This is a genomic window from Haloechinothrix sp. LS1_15, assembly GCF_033042135.1.
In the GTDB taxonomy this organism is placed as follows: domain Bacteria; phylum Actinomycetota; class Actinomycetes; order Mycobacteriales; family Pseudonocardiaceae; genus Haloechinothrix.
Window position 1 is genome coordinate 53,047 of the sequence record NZ_WBXM01000001.1, and the last position, 16,152, is coordinate 69,198.

Sequence of the window (16,152 nt, forward strand, 5' to 3'; positions counted from 1 at the left end):
AGCGGGCGCGGATGCGGATTGGTGCCGACGTTCAGTACAGCACGAAGGTGTCGAGCTGCGCGAAGCGGACCGCGAACACCCCGAGCAGCGCGACGAGCAGCAGCACGACCGCGCCCGCCTGCCAGCGGGTGCGGTGGCGCTCGGGGGAGTACACCATGGCCAGGCACACCAGCGCGCCCATGACCAACCCGCCGAGGTGACCAAGCCAGGAGATCTGCGGGACACCAAAGCTGATCACCAGGTTGATCGCGATGATGCCGAGAATCGGCGTGAGATTCAGCCGCAACCGCAGCACCGCGATGAGGATCCCGCCGAGCACGCCGTACACGGCACCCGAGGCACCCGCCGTCTGGGTGCCCAGGTCGGAGAACGCGAACACTGCGGCACTGCCGCCGAGCAGCGCCAACCCGTACAGCGCGAGGTAGCGGGTGGGGCCGAGCAGCCGCTCCAGCTCCCTGCCGAGGATCCACAGCGCGAGCATGTTCACGGCGAGGTGCATCAGCCCGAAGTGCAGGAACCCGGAGGTGATCAGGCGCCACCACTCGCCTGCGGCCACGATGGGCGGCCAGAGCACGCCGAGCTCCATCACCCGCGACTCGAAGTTGCGCATCACGTCCTGCGCCTGCGCCGCGGTCACGGCGAACACGGCGACGTTGATGGCGATCAGCGCGTAGGTGACCGTCGGGTAACGCGGCATCCTGGCGCCCGCGATGGTGCGGTAGCCAAACTCCGACTTGCGGTATCGCGCCCGCTGCGCCTGCTGCTCCTTGCGCGCGGCGGCGACACAGTCCACGCAGTGATAGCCGACGGAGGCCTCCCGCAGGCAGTCCGGGCAGGCGAACCGCTCGCAGCGCGCGCACCGCAACCCGGTGGCCCGTTGGGGGTGCCACCAGCAGGTTCGTGACGGCGACGCGCCCGCCTGCCCCGGCTGCTGTGGGGGTTCATTCACCGGACCATCCACCTCGCAGGACGCCTTTCCGTCAGCTTCGGTCGATGCTCACGCGCTCGATCACGATGTCTTCGAGCGGCTTGTCCCCGGGCCCCGTGGGTGTGGTCGCGATGGCGTCCACGACCCGGCGGGAGTCCTCGTCGGCGACCTCACCGAAGATCGTGTGCTTGAAGTTGAGGTGCGTCGTGGGTCCGACCGTGATGAAGAACTGCGAGCCGTTGCTGTTCGGCCCCGCGTTCGCCATCGCCAGCAGGTACGGCCGGTTGAACTGTAGCTCGGGGTGGAACTCGTCGCCGAACTTGTATCCGGGCCCGCCGCGACCGGTGCCGGTCGGGTCGCCGCCCTGGATCATGAAGCCGTCGATGACCCGATGGAAGATGCATCCGTCGTAGAACGGTCCCGACATCTCGCCCTTGGCATTGGGCTGCGTGTACTCTTTGGTCCCTTCGGCGAGCTCCACGAAGTTCGCGACCGTTTTCGGCGCGTGGTCACCGAACAGGGTGAGGCGGATATCGCCCATGGTCGTGTGCAGCGTGGCCTCGAGGGACGCTCCAACGGGGGATTCGTTGCTTTCAGTCACTCGAACATCGTGCCACCTTGTATTGTGGCGTCATAGTCGGGCCAGCTCCGGCTCGTCCGGGCTGACCCCGAACCGACACGGATACGTACGACGGCGAGTGGGTACGACCAGGGACGCTCCGCGTTCCCTACACGCGTGATCTTGGTGTCCTGTAGCGGGCACACAGCGCGCTCAGGGGGCAGTATTGGGTGAGGGACAACACCACACAACGACGGATGATGAGGTGAAGGCCATGTCTCGAGGCCCAGATTCGATGGGTGAGTCTGTCAAGAGCGGCTTGCATTCAGTGCGCCAGCGGGCCTCAGAAGCTGGCAAGGTAGGCGCGGAAGTGACGTCCAACGCCGCGGCCGTTGCCGACCGGAAGCTTGCCGAGCACGGCATGAGCCCTGCACAGTTGGCTGAGTCGGTCTCTGAAGGAGCAGATACCGCCCGCAAGGAGGTCACCAAGGGCACGCGCCGCGCCCGCAAGCAGCTAGAGCGTAAGGCGAAGCAGGCGCGCAAGGACCTCGCTCGCGGTGCGGAGAAGGCACGAAAGGAAGCCGCTATGCAGGAAGCGGAGGCCATCAAGGCCAACGCGGCGAAGCCGACCCGCAAGGACAAGAAGGAGGCTATCAAGACGGCCAAGAAGGCGGGCACGTCGAAGAAGCAGGCGAAGAAGGACTTGAAGGAGAGCAAGAAGCAGGCGAAGGCGGCCAAGAAGGAAGCCAAGGCGGTCGCCGCCCAGGCCAAGGACGGCAAGCGTCGTCGCTGGCCGTGGGTGCTCGGCCTCGGGGCCGTGGCCGCGGGCGTGGCCTACGCGATGCGGCCGAAGCCGGAGCCGCCGCTCGCCCCGGTTCCGCCGCGCTCCGACGGGCAGCACCCGGCACCTCCGGAGGCCAGCACCACGCCGTCCGCCGCTTCCTCGGCGACCTCGTCCGGCTCCGCTGGCGGCTCGTCGGCGAGCACGTCGGCCGGCTCGTCGGCGTCGCCGAGCGCGAGCGGCTCCAAGTCGGAGTCGAGCTCGGCTGCGGGCAAGCAGTCCGGCTCCGGCGCCTCCGCGCAGGACAAGTCCGCGCAATCCGGTTCCAAGGACACCCCGCAGCAGCGCAGCGCCAACGAGGACCGGCAGTCCGGGGCTAACAAGAAGAGCTGACAGCGCCCTTCGCGCCGCAGACGATGGGCCGGGGATCGATCACGATCCCCGGCCCATCGTGCGTTGCGCGGGTTGACCGTACGGGTCAGCCACGTTTCGGGCGCTGCGGTATGCCTGCCGCGGCGCCCGCTGGTTACTGGGCGCCGTGCTTGGTCAGCAACTCGGCCAGCCGCGGCAGCGCGGCCTCCACGTGGTTCTTGCCCTGCGGGCGCAGCTTGTCGTACACCTTCTTGATGGTTTCCCGCCGGGAGGCTTGCGCGCGGGAGTCGGTCACGCCGAGCAGGGCGTCGGCGATCTCGTCGGAACGCCCGTCGAAGTACTCGGCCAGCGAGCCACCGCCTGTCTCGCGGTAGTCCGTGTAGAACGGCTCCAGGCTGGCGGTGAAGTCGTCGAGCAGGCTGTCCACCGCTTCACCGATGATGCCCGGCTTGATCTTCTTCACCACGCCGTAGCCACCCTTGATGGCCGTGCCCGACATTCCGCTCTTGCTGTCGACCTCGTCGTCGATCAGCTGCTGCATGTCCGCGACGACGGTGGGGCGGTTGCTCTCGTCGAGCAGGATCTCCTTCAGCGTTGCAGCCACGTCTGTTGTGTCCTTTCCCGTGTTTCCTGCGTATCGGTTCGTCACTAGTCATCCGGCCGTCGCCGGCCTCCCCGTGACGGCCCTTCTGGCTCCCGTGCATCGCTGGACACGCCCTGATCGGCTGCGACAGCTCCGATGTGGACGCTTTGCCGGTTTCGGGCCCGCGATCGCGCAGCGACGCACTGTACTCCCGGCCGGGCGATCCCCCTCGCCTGCCTCCCCGCTACCCGAACGCCGAGCACGCGCGGAACTTTATACCGTGTCTCGTTTCCGCCGACAGGGAGTCTCGACACGGCCGCCGGTCAGTCCGCGAGCAAGTGCTGAGTGAGCGCCCACGCGCTGGCGTGATCGGCGAGGAAGAAAGCCTCGATGGCGAGCCCGGCCAGCGTGACGTCCGCCGGATTACCGAACACCGTCGTGGTGCTCGCGAACCGCACCTCCCCCGCGGCCGAGCGGAACCGTAGCGGGACGACCAGCTGATCGCCGGGCAACGTGTCGGGTTCCGATCTCCCGGCGGGGTACCCCGCGAGTTCCCAGGATCCGCGGCGCCATCCCGTCCGGATGCAGGCTCAGTCGCAGCACGTTCAGCGGCGGTTCGAGCAGGTGCTCCGCGGCGTCTACAGTGAACAGCGAAACCGTCGCGTTGGCCTCGACCAGGTTCCAGTCGCTGTCCACCAGGACGGCCGGGTACGGCTCGTGCCCGCGCAGCACCTGCCGGATCCCGGCGCGTATCGCGTCCATCCCGGGCTCGTCGAGGGCGCGTTCGGTGTAGCGGGGTGCGTACCCGCCTGCCAGCAAGAGCCGGTTGCGCTCGCGCAATGCGAGCTCCAACGACGTGGCGAGCGTGTCGATCATCGTGCTGGTCGGCTTCGACCGTCCCGTTTCGATGAAGCTGAGATGCCGTGTGGACACGCCAGCTCGGAGCGAGAGCTCGAGCTGGCTGAACTTGCGTCGCAGCCGCCACGCGCGGAGCAGTTCCCCTACACTCGCCCCCTCCCGCAGGGCGGGATCGGTGGCTTGCCCTGTCGTCATATTCCGGACAGTACGGACGGTTCCGCACGGGGTCCATTACCTCGGAGGTCATCGACACCCGGCGCGATCGCGGAAAGGCTGGGACGCGAAGAACGCACCTGTGGACGGGAGAAGGGGAATCCGATGGTCGATGTCAGTGACCGGCGTGGCGATGCGCCGGAGGCGAGCGTGTTCGACAGCGACACCGGCTGCGTGCCGGACGGGCGGGCACGGTGGCGGGCAGCGCTCTCGGACCGCTGGAGTGTCCGGGCGGGCGTTCCGAACGGTGGTTACCTGCTGGCCACCTGCGTCCGCGCGCTGGCTGGCGAACTCCCGTTCCCCGACCCCATCGCGGTGTCGGGCCACTTCCTGCGGCCCGGGCGGGTGGGCGAAGCCGAGCTGGCCACCCAGGTGCTGCGCGCGGGCAGGCGCATGGCCGTGGCCGACTGCCTGCTGAGCCAGGACGAGCAGCGCGCGCTGCGTGTGGTCGCCACGTTCGCCGACCTCGGCAACCCCGCGGGCCGGACGCGGCTGCGCAACAGTCCTCCCGAGCTGCCTGCCCCGGAGCGCTGCGTGTCCGCGACCAGCGGGATCGAACTCGGCGGGGCCAGCATCGCCGAGCAGGTGGAGATCAGGTTCGCCGAACTACCCGCCTGGCGCCTCGGTCGCTCGGACGACGTCGCGGATGTGGCGTACTGGATGCGCTTCGCCGACGGCAGGCCAACGGACGTGCTCGCGCTGCCGCTGCTGGTCGATGCCGCCCCACCGGTGGTGTGGGAGATCGGTGAAGCCACCTCGGTCACGGTCGAGCTGACTGTTCACGTACGAGCGCGACCGGCTGCCGGATGGCTGGCCTGCCGGTCTCGTACCCGGCACCGGATGTCCGGCTACCACGAGGAGGACGCCGAGATCTGGGACTCGGGTGGGGTGCTGGTGGCGCAATCCCGACAGCTTGCCATCGTATAAGTCTTGCTTATCGTAGTATGTATGCTACATTACGGCAGACATCTGCGATTAGGGAGATAGTGACGATGCGAGCGGTTTCCGAACCGTCCGCGTCCGCGGCAGGCCCATCGATCACGAACGACTCCGTGATCGACGCGCGCGACCTGCGGATGCGTTACGGAACGGTCGACGTGCTGCGGGGCGTCGACTTCACCGTCCGGTGTGGCGAGGTGCTGGTCATGCTCGGCCCGAACGGGGCGGGCAAGACCACCACGATCGAGATCCTCGAGGGATTCCGGATGCGTTCGGCCGGAGACGTCACGGTGCTCGGCTCGGACCCGGCGACGGCGGGTGAGGACTGGCGCGCCCGGTTCGGTGTGGTGCTCCAGTCCTGGCGCGACCACGGCAAGTGGCGCGTGCACGAGCTGCTGCATCACCTCGGCCGCTACTACGCGCCGTACGCCACACCCGACCGCCAGCGACCGATACCCACGGACGAGCTGATCGAGCGGGTCGGGCTGACCGGGCACGAGCGGAAGAAGATCTCCGCGCTTTCCGGGGGGCAACGGCGCAGGCTGGACGTGGCCGTCGGCCTGGTCGGCAGGCCGGAACTGCTGATCCTCGACGAGCCAACGGCGGGTTTCGACCCGCACGCGCGGCGCGAGTTCCACGACCTCATCCACCGGCTGTCGGATCTGGAGGACACCACGATCCTGCTGACCACCCACGACCTCGACGAGGCGGACAAGCTTGCCGACCGGGTGCTGATCCTGGCAGGTGGCAGGATCGTCGCCGACGGCAGCCCTGACGCCCTGGCACGGCAGGTATCCGGGCAGGCCGAGGTGCGCTGGAGCGTGAACGGGCAGCGGCACGTACACGCCACCACCGAGGCCACCCCGTTCGTCCGGCAGCTGTTCGAGCAGCACGGTGACCGCGTCACCGACCTGGAAGTCCGGCGGGCATCGCTGGAGGACACCTACATCACGATGGTGCAGCGGCACGAATCCGGCGACGCCGAGCAGGCCGTTGCCGAGTTCACCGGCCGGACCGACCACAGGCAAGGGGGGTCATGAACCCGAAGGCACATGCCGCGCGTACCGGTCTGACACGCGGCCTCATCGAGTTCCGTCAGATGCTGACCAACGCCTCTGATATGTCATTCATGCTGATCATGCCGGGAATCCTGTTGGTGGTGCTGTACTTCCAGCGCAACTCCGAGGTCGAGGGCACACCGTTGTCGCTGGCCGTGCTGTCCATCCCTGGTGTACTCGGCATCATGGTGGCCTACCTCGCGATGATGAGCCCGGCGTACTCGCTGGCCGCCGAACGCGAGGACGGCACCCTGCTGCGGATGAAGGCACTGCCGCACGGCATGACCGGTTACGTGAGCGGCCGGGTGCTGGGATCGGTGCTGGAGTCGCTGGTTCCGATGGTGCTGCTCCTGGTTCCCACGCTGCTGCTGTTCGACGGAGTCATGTCGGGCGGGCCGACCGGCTGGCTGCTCCTCCCGCCCATGGTCCTGCTCGGCTTGCTGTCGAGCCTGCCGATCGGGTTCATCATTGGCTCGCTGGCCAGGAACCCACGCACTATCGGTGGCTGGGGTTTCTTGACCACCGGCGGCCTCGCCGCGATCTCCGGGATCTTCTTTCCCATCATCATGCTGCCCGCCTGGCTGCAGGTGCTCGCGCAGATCTTCCCGGTGTACTGGATCGGGCTGGGCATGCGCTCGATCTTCCTGCCGGACGAGGCGGCGGCGGTGGAGATCGGCGAGTCATGGCGGACGCTGGAGATGCTCGGCGTGCTAGGAGTTTGGTCGATCATCGGGCTGGCCCTGGCACCGGTGGTGCTCCGGCGGATGGCCCGCCACGAGTCCGGCTCCGCTGTCGAGGCCCGCAGGCACGAGGCGGCGCAGCGTATCTGATGATCACCGCGCGAGGGAGCAGTGGCGACCATGAGGCGGCAAGCATGAGCGACACCATCTACAACCGGCTGGCGGTGCTGCGAGCCGAGCGCGGCATCTCCCGCAGGCAACTCGCCGAGGCGCTGGGGGTGCACTACCAGACGGTCGGGTATCTGGAACGCGGCGAGTACAGCCCGAGCCTCGCGCTGGCGCTCCGCATCGCCGAGCACTTCGAGGTCCCGGTCGAGGCGGTGTTCTCCACCCGTCCCTTCCCCCGCATCGGCGAGGCCGGGCGGTCGGCCTGACGGGCATCGGTACCGAAAGGAATCTTCATGTCCCCAACCCAGCCAGGGGTGACGCTCGGCGGCCCAGTGTCGCGTGCCGAACGCGCCATCGCACCTGACCTCGCGCGCGGTCTGATGCTGCTGCTGATAGCGCTGGCGTACGCCCCGACATATCTAACCAATGTGGACGATGGATTCTGGCTTCGCCCTGGCGGCGGCAGCACAGTCGACAATGCCGTCAACTTCGCGAGCTTGCTGCTCCTGGACAATCGCGCCTACCCGTTGTTCGCCGCGCTCTTCGGTTACGGGATGGCTGTGCTGGTCAGCAGGCAGCTCGCCGCAGGAACCGCCGAATCCGAGGTACGAATGCGGCTCCGGCGCCGCAGCCTGGCACTGCTGTTGTTCGGCTTCGTGCACGGCGCGTTGATCTACCCTGGAGAGATTCTGGGCCCCTACGCTGTGGCGGGATTGCTCATCGGCTGGTTGCTGTTCCGGGACAATCGAACCCTGGTGAAAGCTGTCGCCGCGATCGCGCCGATCTACCTGGTCACTATCCCGGTCATCGGTGTGATGATGCGCTCGGGAGGCGAGTTCGGCGAGAACTCACTAGGCACGTATCCCGAGACCGTGCTGATGCAGGCGGCGGCGTACCCGTTCGCCCTGGTGTTCAACGTAGTGTTCTTCCCGATCGTGCTGGCGATCCTGCTCGGCGCGTGGGCGGGCAAACGCGCATTGCTGCATCGACCTGCGGAACACAGCCGCTCGCTCGGCAGGATCGCCACTGTCGGCATCGGCGTCTCGCTCGCCGGAGCCCTTCCTGCGGCGCTCATCGGTGCGGAACTCTGGCACCCGGGCGCCACAGCGGGCACGGTCCTACTCTCCCTGCACATTGCCACCGGGGTCTTCGGAGGGTTCGGCTACGCCGCCTTGTTCGGCCTCCTCGGGGCCCGGCTACAGCACAGCAGTGGCGTGCTGGTGCGGTCGCTCACGGCAACCGGTCAGCGCTCGCTGACCTGCTACCTGCTACAGTCCGCCCTGATCTTCGTCGTCATGTCGCCTGTCGCGCTCGACGTAGGTGGTCCGGTCCACGCCACCGGTGCCGCGCTGGTCGCGGTCGCCGCCTGGTTGGCCGGAGTCGCGCTATCGGTCCTGCTGGAGCGAGCGCAACGGCGTGGTCCGGCGGACGCGCTGTTACGCCATCTGATCTACCGGGACCGTGCCTCGACGTAAAGCCTCGCCCCGAGCACGGGTCGCCGACGGAGCCGAGCGGCCCCTTGGGTACATATCCGGTAGCCGAGGACCCCTTCGGCTCACTCCCCCTGGCCGAGCCGGTCCACCCGACGGAGGAAACCGCGCCGGTCGAGGAAGTGGGAGAGGTACTGGCGGTGCTCCTCGCAGGCGATCCAGGTCTTCTCCCGATCCGGATCGTGAATCTTGGGGTTGTTCCAGACCACGGCGTAGACGCCTACGGCGGTGCAGCCCTTGGCGGAGCAGATCACGGAGTCGGGCGCTTCGGTCATCACCGCCAAGGATAGGGCACGCACCGCAGAGCAGCGGCGGCGTAACCCAGCGGGATCAGTCGCTGTCGCTGAGCGGGCGGAGGACCGACAGTGCCTGCCCACCCCGCTCGCGATGAATATCGCCGTCATCGATCCATTCCTCGAGGTCCTCGATGAGATCGTCGGCGTCCTCGGCCCAGTCCTCCTGGTCCTCCTCGCCGAGCAAGCTCTCGATATCGGACAGCAAGCTGTCACTTTCGGCGCCCCAAGCCTGCATATCCCTCGCGATCTCGGCGAACAGCCCGCTGGTCCTGGCGAGTTCCGGCGACTGCGGGCGGCCCTCGCGTTCCAGCACCGTGATCGACTGCCTGCCCAGCACGGGTTCCACCTTCCCGTCGGCCAGCCATTCTGCCACGTCGGTGACCAGCTTACGCGCCCGTTCGGGCCGCTTATCCTCGTCGGCATCCCGCACGTCGCGCAGCTTGTCGAGCAGCTTGTCACCGCGCTCGCCAGCCGCCTCAGGGTCCCGAGCCACCTCGGCGATGAGCTCGTTCAAGTCGTCAGGCGCGGCCGCGACGCCGGTGTCGTCGGGGTCCGGCTCGGCCCGTTCCTCACCGGATCCGTGCGGCTCGTCCGCCGCATCGTCTGGCTCGTCGTTCTCCCCGGCAGCCGGGTTGATCCGCTCCGCGGGTGAGGCCTCGCCCGCGATGCGGTGCTCGGGTGCCGCCAGCGCGGCCGCGACGAACAAGGCAACCACCGCCACCAGCGCGATCAGCGCCCACCGGCGCCGTCCGGATCCGGTCGCGGGCGGCGATCCGTACGGCTGCGCGGCGGCGGGCAGCATCTTGGTGACCCGCGGTCGGGGCGCGGTGCCTCCGGAGGCCAGGGCGCGCCGCATCCCATCAGCGTCGCCGTACCGCTCGGCCGGGTCCTTCGCCAGTGCCCGCTCGACCACGGAGGCCACCCCGGCTGGCACGTGCGGTGCCACCTCGGCCAGCGGCGGTACCGGGTCGCGCTGGTGCGCCAGCGCCTCTGCCACCGGGGTCTCCGCCTCGAACGGCGCGCGTCCGGTCAGGCATTCGTACAACACGACACCCACCGAGTAGACGTCACCGGCAGCACTCGGCTGTCGACCGGCAGCCTGCTCCGGAGCGACGTAGCGGGGCGTGCCGATCATCATGCCGGTGCTTGTCAGCCGGCTGGTGTTCGCGGCCAACGCCGCCGCGATCCCGAAATCAGCCAGCTTGATCCCACCCGCGTCGGGCAGCAGGATGTTCGACGGTTTCACGTCCCGGTGCACCAGGCCCCGTTGATGGGCCGCAGCCAGCGCGCCCAGCGTGGCATCGGCGATCTCCACCGCCTCCGCGACAGCGAGCCCGCCTTCGTCACGCAGCCGATGTTCCAGGCTACGACCGGCGACCAGCTCCATGACGATGAACGGCCTGCCTGCGTCCTCCCCCACGTCGTAGACCGACACCGTGTTCGGGTGCTGCAGGGCTGCCGCCGCCCTGGCCTCGCGCAGCAGCCGTTCCCGGGCTGTCGGCTCGCCCGCGATGTGGTCGTGCATGAGCTTGATCGCCACGTCGCGGTCGAGCGTGCGATCACGGGCGGCATAGACCTGCGCCATGCCGCCCGCACCGAGCGAGGCACCCAGCTCGTAGCGTCCGCCAAGAACCGTCGACCCGACCACGCCGGAAACCGTACCGTTACCTCACCCCGACGCGTGACACGACCGGGGAGCCCACCTACCGGCCTGGCGTATCCCAACACCGCATCGCCCTGCGCCGGGCAGGGCGATGCGGTGCCCATCGTGTGGGTCGTAGTGTCCGTTATGCGCGCACCGAGAGGTCGCCGAGACTCTGGTGAATCCTCGGCCGACCGGCTGTCGGGCTTAGGAGGCCTCGCCCTGCCGCTGGCTTCCCTCGGACTCGCCGTTGCCATCCTGGTCGGCAGCGTCCTCGTCAGTCCGCAGGTCCAATGCCGCACGCCCCTCGTCGTAACGGCGCGCGATCATCTCGTAGGCCTCGCGCTCGGTCTCGTCCAGCCACGCGCGGTACTCAGTTGACTCCGGCAATGCTTCCCCGTCCTCTTTAAGTTCTCGCGACGAGCATCGTGAGGGTCGCATGCCGATCGGCCGTTGGACCAAAGGTGGTCCAACGGCCGATGCGACTCCCCTGCCATTCTCCCTCGTCACCGTCGTCACTTCGAAGTAACGGGTACATCACTGTACCACACATACGGCAGAGTCTGTGCCAAAGGTCACACAGTTATCGCCCAAAAGGGCTAGTCTGGGAGCGATGGCAGTGGCTCGTGTGGATCCAGTTCGACCCCCGCATCCCGCAATGTGTGGTGCACCACTCCCCAGACCCAGCCGGTGACCGTATGGATGAACTCCTCGCGCGACAGCGCGTTCGGTTCGTTCATCCATCGCCGTGCCGCGGACTCGACCAGACCGATCAAACCGAACGCCGCCGGGTCGGCGATTCTCGTGTCGAGCCCCAGCACATTCAAGTACGCACGCAGGATCTCGCTGATCCGTGCGGCCAACGCCGCCCGGATGTCGGTGACCATCGCGCCGACTCCCTCGGTGTCCTGTACGGCGCGATGCATGACGTAACGGTAGAGATCTGTGTGCTCACTCAGCCAGATGACGAACGTGCGCACCCCGGTCTCGATGAGCTCCCATGCGGTTCCCCCTCGGTACTCCAGCACCGGCGACATCGACGTGGACAGCAGGTCTGCCGCGCGACGTGCCACCGCGCGGTAAAGATCGTCGGCATCGTCGAAATGCCGGTACAACCTGGGTCGGGGCACCCCCGCCTGCGCGGCGATCTGCCCGGTCGACACTCCGGGCCCGTGCACGCTGATGGCAGCGACGGCCGCATCCACCATCTCGGCACGTCGCTTACTGCGCTGGCCGGCCCATCGCGCTGCGCGGCCGTCACCAGAACCGGCCTTGTGCTGCTCGGGCACGCGCCCCAGCGTACGCACGCGCCTGCGGCGAATACAGTCCCTCTCAATCCGCGGAAAGCCCCTGGCTGGTGACGGTTACTGATGGTGCCGCAGCGGCCGGCGCCCGCCGTGACGAAGCCACACCGATGCCATCATGGACACGAGTAGCGGACCTCCCCTCCCTGGCGGATCCGCTGTGGACTCTCGCACGTGCCCTCGGTGCGGGAGGTTCCCGCTCGCACCGTCCGCGGAGAACGCTGGGGCCGTCCGGATCGCTTGCGGAATCCGGACGGCCCCCTTGACTCTCGCGCGGCTCGAATCAGTCGTGTTGCAGGGCCCGGTCGGTGACCTTCCAGACCCGCGGGTCGTAGGCCATCTGGATGTGCCCGATGATCGCACCGGGATACTCCTCCTGCATCAGGATGTTGTCCACGTTGTCTCCCTCGAGAAAACTCGTGGTGTACGGGGTGACCAGCACGTCGGACCTGCTGGCGACCATGGTGTAGTCGACGTCGCCCGGCGCGGGGTCACCGGCATTGAGCTCATCGAGGAAACCCGTGGCGTTGGTGAGCTGGGAGCAGACCTCGCACACCCTGGGAAGCAGCTCTTCCTCGAAACCCGGGATCTTCTGGGCGAGCGTGTAAAGCCCGGACAACGTCAACCCGTCGTTCGGCGCTGCCCACGCGACGAAGTTGTCCACTTTCTCGGTGCCGCCCAGGTTCTTGAGGTAGTAGCGGGGCATGACTCCGCCCTGCGAGTGACCGACGATGTCGACCTTCTCGGCTCCGGTCTCTTCGAGAACCTTGTCCACGAAGGCGCTGAGTTGCTCGGCCGAGTGCTCGATGGGCTTGAACCCGCCGAGCAGCCCGGCGACCGGGAGGTCCACCGAGCCGTAGGTTCCGGTGAACACGCAGTGGCCCTTGGCCGACAGGTAGGGCGAGTATGCGCTGAAGTGCCCGGCTGCGGGTGCACCGAAACCGTGGGCAAGGATCACCGGGCGCGGGTTCTCCTCTGTGGGCTCGCAGTCCCAGTCGTTCGCGCCAAGCGGCGCCGGGTCCTCCCGGATCGGCGGGGGCGTCGAGGCGTCGGACCGTTGGAACGTGTCGGTGGTCGCCTGTCCTGCGTGCACTGGCTGTCCTGCGTGCGCTGCCTGTCCTGGCGCGGCCGCCGCTGCCGCCGGGCCGATCAGGGCCACGGCGAGTGCGGACGCGGCGGCCAGCGAGAGCGCTCGCATGCCGTTGCGCATGTCATCCTCCTCCTTCGCAGCTCATCCGGGTTCCACCCGGCTGTGGTCGGCACGCTACTCCGGAAGAGTACAAACAAACAAGAAACTTGTTCAAGAAGAATGTTCAAACTCGTGGCGATCCGGTGGTCGCAAGCCTCGCCGCCGGGCGCTGTCACATACCGTGGATGGCATGCCGCCTTCCTCACGCCGCCGTTCCCGCCAGCGACCACGGCGCGACGCCGTGCTCAAAGCCGCCGTCGAGGTCGTGGCCGAGGAGGGTATATCCGGGGTCACGCACCGCGCTGTCACGCAACGCGCCGGGGTGCCGCTGGCGACCGTGAGCTACTACTTCTCGTCCATCGACGAGCTGATCTCCGAGGCACTGCACGAGTTCGTACGGGAGCGGGTGGCCGAGATGGCCACGCCGCTCGACCGCGACTCGGCTTCGACACCGGCGGAGCTCGGGCAGTGGCTGGTCTCGCTGTTCCGGGACTCGTCACGGCAGCAGCGGATCGCCTTCTTCGAGATCCTCGTCAACGCGCAGCGGTTTCCCGAGCTGGCCGAGACCGCGCGGCACGGACTGGACGCTTATCAGGAAGGCGCGCGTAGCGCGCTGCAAGCTCTGGGCGCTCCGTCCGCGAGCGGTGACGCCCGCGCCTTCGTCGCCCTCTGCCTGGGATACGGCCTGCTCGACATCGCCGACCCGGACACCGGCGATTCCGAGGAGTTCTTCACCGCCCTCGCCCACCTGCTGCTCGGCAAGGAACGTGCCAGGGACGCCCCCGAGCAGGCGGAGCGCCGGATCGGCAGGGCGCTCCGGCCGTGACAGGGGCCGTGACAGGACGCGGACGGAAACGCACGACGTCGTGCCCACGGGACATGGTGCCGAGTTGCACCGTAAGCCCCGCGGGCACGATTCCCGGCAACCGCGCGGGCGTGCCGGGTGCGCGCGGAGGCGTCAGCCTCCCGGCATCGGCATTTCCGGCATCTCGGGTTGGCCCGCGAACCAGTCGAAGTACATGCCTGCCGAGACGATCACGCCGATCGCACCGAGCACGATCCCGCCGACAGCGACAGCCTTCACCCACGTGCCCGAGCCGGAACCGCTCCGAGTCAGCGCGAGCACCAGTGCGCCAATAATCACGGCGAGCAGTGCCGCGCTGCCGTTGAGCATCGCCACGGCGTTCCACGGTGTCCCGTAGAAAGCCTCGATCTCGCCACCGCCGCCTGGTGTCGCCTCAAGCTGCCCGATGATCTCCTGGCGCGTGCGCAGCATGTCACCGAACGAACTACCGGTAATCGAGACCAGCCCGATGCCCGCACTGAGGACGGCGGCGCCCCCGGCCACGATGTCGGCGATACCGCCGGAAGCCGTACCGGAGTCCTGCTCGCCTTCCGCGCGCGCCTCGTCCGGTGTCTCCTCCACTGTGTCGGTGCCGGTTGTCCGGTCCGCCTCAGGCGTGTCCTGTTGCTCGTTCTCCGGGTTGTCGCCGGCCCGGGCCGTGCTGTCCGAAGTGTTATCCGAAGTCATCTTCGGCAGCATACCCCCGAGGGGCTAACACCCTAGTGAAGTGCCCGTTCCGGTGCGGTGTCGAACGTGAGTCCCTCGTCGGCCACCTCGCCGCGACGCAGGGTGAAGATATCCCTTGGGTAGTTCATCCGAAGTTTCCACGGCGCGCGATCACCTTGCTTGGGGAGCTTGTGCAGCGCGCGCTGCACGTAGCCCGACGTGAGATCGAGGAACGGCTCCTCGGCGACCGACGGGTCGCGCTCTGGGAGACACCGGTCGTAGCCGTGGGTGTCCATGTACTCGAGGAGCTTGCAGACGTACTCGCACGCCAGGTCGGCCTTGAGCGTCCACGATGCATTCGTGTATCCGACCACGTAGGCGAAGTTCGGGATACCCGACAGCATGACCCCCTTGTACGCCATGGTTTCCGGCAACGAGATCTCGCGGCCGTCCACAACGAACTCGATGCCGCCGAAGGCGAGCAGGTTGAGCCCGGTGGCGGTCACGACGATGTCGGCTTCGAGCTCCATCCCGGACCCCAGTCGGATACCCGATCGGGTGAAAGTGTCGATGCGGCCGGTGGCGACGGAGGCGTCGCCGCGCCGGATGCTCTTGAACAGGTCTCCGTCCGGCACCAGGCACAGCCGCTGGTCCCACGGGTCATACGGCGGGTCGAAGTGGGTCTCGACCGGGTAGCCGTCCGGCAGCTGCATGCGAACCAGCTTCTTGAGCAGCGACCGCATCCGGTTCGGGAACCTCCGGCTGAGCCGGAAGATCCCGAGCTGCAACAGTACGTTCTTCCAGCGCGTGATCGCGTAGGCGGCCCTGCCAGGCAGTACGCGCCGCATCCCGTTGGCAAGCGCGTCCTGCCCCGGGATCGTGATGATGTAGCTCGGCGAGCGTTGCAGCATCGTCACGTGCGCGGCATCGCGCGCCATGGCGGGTACCAGCGTCACCGCGGTAGCCCCGCTACCGATGACCACCACCTGCTTGCCCGCGTAGTCGAAGTCCTCCGGCCAGTGCTGCGGGTGCACGACCTGGCCCTGAAAATGCTCGATCCCGGGAAGCTCCGGTGTGTAGCCCTGGTCGTACCGGTAGTAGCCCGCGCAAGCGAACAGGAAGCCGCAGGTGAGCTGCACGGTCTCCCCGGTGTCGCTGCGCTCCACCGTCACCGTCCAGCGGGCGTCGACGCTGGACCATTCGGCGCGCGCCACCCGGTGCCGGTAACGGATGAGCTTGTCGACGCCGTACTCGCGAGCCGTCTCGTGCAGGTAGCGCAGGATGGACGGGCCGTCGGCGATCGATTCCCGCTCGACCCACGGTTTGAAGCGGTAGCCGAGGGTGTACATGTCCGAGTCGGAGCGGATCCCGGGATAGCGGAAGAGGTCCCAGGTTCCCCCGAGGGCTTCGCGTGCTTCCAGGATCGCGATGGACTTGTGGCTGAATCGCGTGCGCAGGTGGCATGCGGCACCGATCCCGGAAAGGCCGGCGCCCACGATCAGAACATCCACGTGCTCGGACTGGCTCATGGCAACAGGTTAGACGTTTGTATAGCCACGGTCGAGTACCCGCGACGCGACCG

19 protein-coding genes are annotated in these 16,152 nt (G+C 67.8%); 7 read left to right on the forward strand and 12 right to left on the reverse strand.

The features are described from left to right. Positions 1 to 31: 31 nt before the first annotated feature. Both F8178_RS00265 and F8178_RS00270 read right to left on the reverse strand, forming a co-directional pair. Positions 32 to 949 (reverse strand): rhomboid family intramembrane serine protease, encoded by a 918-nt coding sequence (locus F8178_RS00265; RefSeq protein WP_317492527.1) that lies wholly within the window; start codon positions 947 to 949, stop codon positions 32 to 34. 31 nt (positions 950 to 980) lie between these two features. After that, the gene (locus F8178_RS00270; RefSeq protein ID WP_317492528.1) at positions 981 to 1,529 is read right to left on the reverse strand and encodes a peptidylprolyl isomerase; all 549 of its coding nucleotides are present in this window, start codon (positions 1,527 to 1,529) and stop codon (positions 981 to 983) included. Between the two features lie 232 nt (positions 1,530 to 1,761). Here F8178_RS00270 and F8178_RS00275 point away from each other — a divergent pair, with 232 nt between their 5' ends. Continuing rightward, on the forward strand, positions 1,762 to 2,661 hold the full coding sequence (locus F8178_RS00275) for a hypothetical protein (RefSeq protein ID WP_317492529.1): 900 nt from the start codon (positions 1,762 to 1,764) through the stop codon (positions 2,659 to 2,661). A 133-nt stretch (positions 2,662 to 2,794) separates the two neighbouring features. Here F8178_RS00275 and F8178_RS00280 read toward each other — a convergent pair whose 3' ends face one another. The 3 genes from F8178_RS00280 to F8178_RS00290 all read right to left on the reverse strand — a co-directional run bounded on the left by F8178_RS00280 (position 2,795) and on the right by F8178_RS00290 (position 4,276). Further along, complete coding sequence (locus F8178_RS00280; protein WP_317492530.1) at positions 2,795 to 3,244, reverse strand: DUF6918 family protein; 450 nt, start codon at positions 3,242 to 3,244, stop codon at positions 2,795 to 2,797. Between the two features lie 302 nt (positions 3,245 to 3,546). Beyond that, complete coding sequence (locus F8178_RS00285) at positions 3,547 to 3,681, reverse strand: hypothetical protein (protein WP_317492531.1); 135 nt, start codon at positions 3,679 to 3,681, stop codon at positions 3,547 to 3,549. After that, positions 3,647 to 4,276 carry a helix-turn-helix domain-containing protein gene (locus tag F8178_RS00290; protein WP_317492532.1) on the reverse strand — a complete coding sequence of 210 codons (630 nt, stop codon included), beginning with the start codon at positions 4,274 to 4,276 and terminating at the stop codon, positions 3,647 to 3,649. The genes F8178_RS00285 and F8178_RS00290 overlap by 35 nt, the downstream gene beginning before the upstream one ends. A gap of 123 nt (positions 4,277 to 4,399) precedes the next feature. On the opposite strand from F8178_RS00290, the gene F8178_RS00295 reads away from it, so the two are divergent. The 5 genes from F8178_RS00295 to F8178_RS00315 all read left to right on the forward strand — a co-directional run bounded on the left by F8178_RS00295 (position 4,400) and on the right by F8178_RS00315 (position 8,614). Then, positions 4,400 to 5,221 (forward strand): thioesterase family protein, encoded by an 822-nt coding sequence (locus tag F8178_RS00295; protein WP_317492533.1) that lies wholly within the window; start codon positions 4,400 to 4,402, stop codon positions 5,219 to 5,221. 149 nt (positions 5,222 to 5,370) lie between these two features. After that, positions 5,371 to 6,273 (forward strand): ABC transporter ATP-binding protein, encoded by a 903-nt coding sequence (locus tag F8178_RS00300; RefSeq protein WP_317493036.1) that lies wholly within the window; start codon positions 5,371 to 5,373, stop codon positions 6,271 to 6,273. After that, positions 6,270 to 7,121: an ABC transporter permease gene (locus F8178_RS00305; RefSeq protein WP_317492534.1), complete on the forward strand. Its 852-nt coding sequence runs from the start codon at positions 6,270 to 6,272 to the stop codon at positions 7,119 to 7,121. Before F8178_RS00300 ends, F8178_RS00305 begins: the two co-directional genes overlap by 4 nt. Positions 7,122 to 7,165: 44 nt before the next feature. Beyond that, positions 7,166 to 7,405 (forward strand): helix-turn-helix transcriptional regulator, encoded by a 240-nt coding sequence (locus F8178_RS00310; RefSeq protein WP_317492535.1) that lies wholly within the window; start codon positions 7,166 to 7,168, stop codon positions 7,403 to 7,405. Positions 7,406 to 7,432: 27 nt separating this feature from the next. Beyond that, entirely contained in the window at positions 7,433 to 8,614 is a 1,182-nt protein-coding gene (locus F8178_RS00315; RefSeq protein WP_317492536.1) for a DUF418 domain-containing protein, read from the forward strand. An 80-nt stretch (positions 8,615 to 8,694) separates the two neighbouring features. On the opposite strand, the gene F8178_RS00320 is transcribed toward F8178_RS00315, so the two are convergent. From F8178_RS00320 to F8178_RS00340, 5 genes are all read right to left on the reverse strand, one after another. Then, positions 8,695 to 8,904 (reverse strand): hypothetical protein, encoded by a 210-nt coding sequence (locus F8178_RS00320; protein ID WP_317492537.1) that lies wholly within the window; start codon positions 8,902 to 8,904, stop codon positions 8,695 to 8,697. 55 nt (positions 8,905 to 8,959) lie between these two features. Next, complete coding sequence (locus F8178_RS00325) at positions 8,960 to 10,573, reverse strand: protein kinase domain-containing protein (protein ID WP_317492538.1); 1,614 nt, start codon at positions 10,571 to 10,573, stop codon at positions 8,960 to 8,962. Between the two features lie 201 nt (positions 10,574 to 10,774). Further along, the gene (locus F8178_RS00330) at positions 10,775 to 10,957 is read right to left on the reverse strand and encodes a hypothetical protein (protein WP_317492539.1); all 183 of its coding nucleotides are present in this window, start codon (positions 10,955 to 10,957) and stop codon (positions 10,775 to 10,777) included. Positions 10,958 to 11,166: 209 nt separating this feature from the next. Then, on the reverse strand, positions 11,167 to 11,856 hold the full coding sequence (locus tag F8178_RS00335) for a TetR/AcrR family transcriptional regulator (RefSeq protein WP_317492540.1): 690 nt from the start codon (positions 11,854 to 11,856) through the stop codon (positions 11,167 to 11,169). Positions 11,857 to 12,154: 298 nt separating this feature from the next. Further along, positions 12,155 to 13,081: an alpha/beta fold hydrolase gene (locus F8178_RS00340; RefSeq protein ID WP_317492541.1), complete on the reverse strand. Its 927-nt coding sequence runs from the start codon at positions 13,079 to 13,081 to the stop codon at positions 12,155 to 12,157. Between the two features lie 169 nt (positions 13,082 to 13,250). Here F8178_RS00340 and F8178_RS00345 point away from each other — a divergent pair, with 169 nt between their 5' ends. Next, entirely contained in the window at positions 13,251 to 13,886 is a 636-nt protein-coding gene (locus F8178_RS00345; protein ID WP_317492542.1) for a TetR family transcriptional regulator, read from the forward strand. Positions 13,887 to 14,018: 132 nt separating this feature from the next. Here the strand turns inward: F8178_RS00345 and F8178_RS00350 are convergent, their stop codons facing one another. Continuing rightward, positions 14,019 to 14,591: a hypothetical protein gene (locus tag F8178_RS00350; protein ID WP_317492543.1), complete on the reverse strand. Its 573-nt coding sequence runs from the start codon at positions 14,589 to 14,591 to the stop codon at positions 14,019 to 14,021. Between the two features lie 32 nt (positions 14,592 to 14,623). Further along, positions 14,624 to 16,099, reverse strand: a complete 1,476-nt coding sequence (locus F8178_RS00355) for an NAD(P)/FAD-dependent oxidoreductase (RefSeq protein ID WP_317492544.1) — start codon at positions 16,097 to 16,099, stop codon at positions 14,624 to 14,626. Positions 16,100 to 16,152: the final 53 nt, after the last annotated feature.

Bases quoted from the DNA above. Each gene is read 5' to 3' on its own strand.
- F8178_RS00275 (WP_317492529.1), top strand. From the start codon at position 1,762: ATGTCTCGAGGCCCAGATTCGATGGGTGAGTCTGTCAAGAGCGGCTTG.
- F8178_RS00290 (WP_317492532.1), bottom strand. From the start codon at position 4,276: ATGACGACAGGGCAAGCCACCGATCCCGCCCTGCGGGAGGGGGCGAGT.
- F8178_RS00295 (WP_317492533.1), top strand. From the start codon at position 4,400: ATGGTCGATGTCAGTGACCGGCGTGGCGATGCGCCGGAGGCGAGCGTG.
- F8178_RS00300 (WP_317493036.1), top strand. From the start codon at position 5,371: ATGCGTTACGGAACGGTCGACGTGCTGCGGGGCGTCGACTTCACCGTC.
- F8178_RS00305 (WP_317492534.1), top strand. From the start codon at position 6,270: ATGAACCCGAAGGCACATGCCGCGCGTACCGGTCTGACACGCGGCCTC.
- F8178_RS00310 (WP_317492535.1), top strand. From the start codon at position 7,166: ATGAGCGACACCATCTACAACCGGCTGGCGGTGCTGCGAGCCGAGCGC.
- F8178_RS00315 (WP_317492536.1), top strand. From the start codon at position 7,433: ATGTCCCCAACCCAGCCAGGGGTGACGCTCGGCGGCCCAGTGTCGCGT.
- F8178_RS00320 (WP_317492537.1), bottom strand. From the start codon at position 8,904: ATGACCGAAGCGCCCGACTCCGTGATCTGCTCCGCCAAGGGCTGCACC.
- F8178_RS00340 (WP_317492541.1), bottom strand. From the start codon at position 13,081: ATGCGCAACGGCATGCGAGCGCTCTCGCTGGCCGCCGCGTCCGCACTC.
- F8178_RS00345 (WP_317492542.1), top strand. From the start codon at position 13,251: ATGCCGCCTTCCTCACGCCGCCGTTCCCGCCAGCGACCACGGCGCGAC.
- F8178_RS00350 (WP_317492543.1), bottom strand. From the start codon at position 14,591: ATGACTTCGGATAACACTTCGGACAGCACGGCCCGGGCCGGCGACAAC.
- F8178_RS00355 (WP_317492544.1), bottom strand. From the start codon at position 16,099: ATGAGCCAGTCCGAGCACGTGGATGTTCTGATCGTGGGCGCCGGCCTT.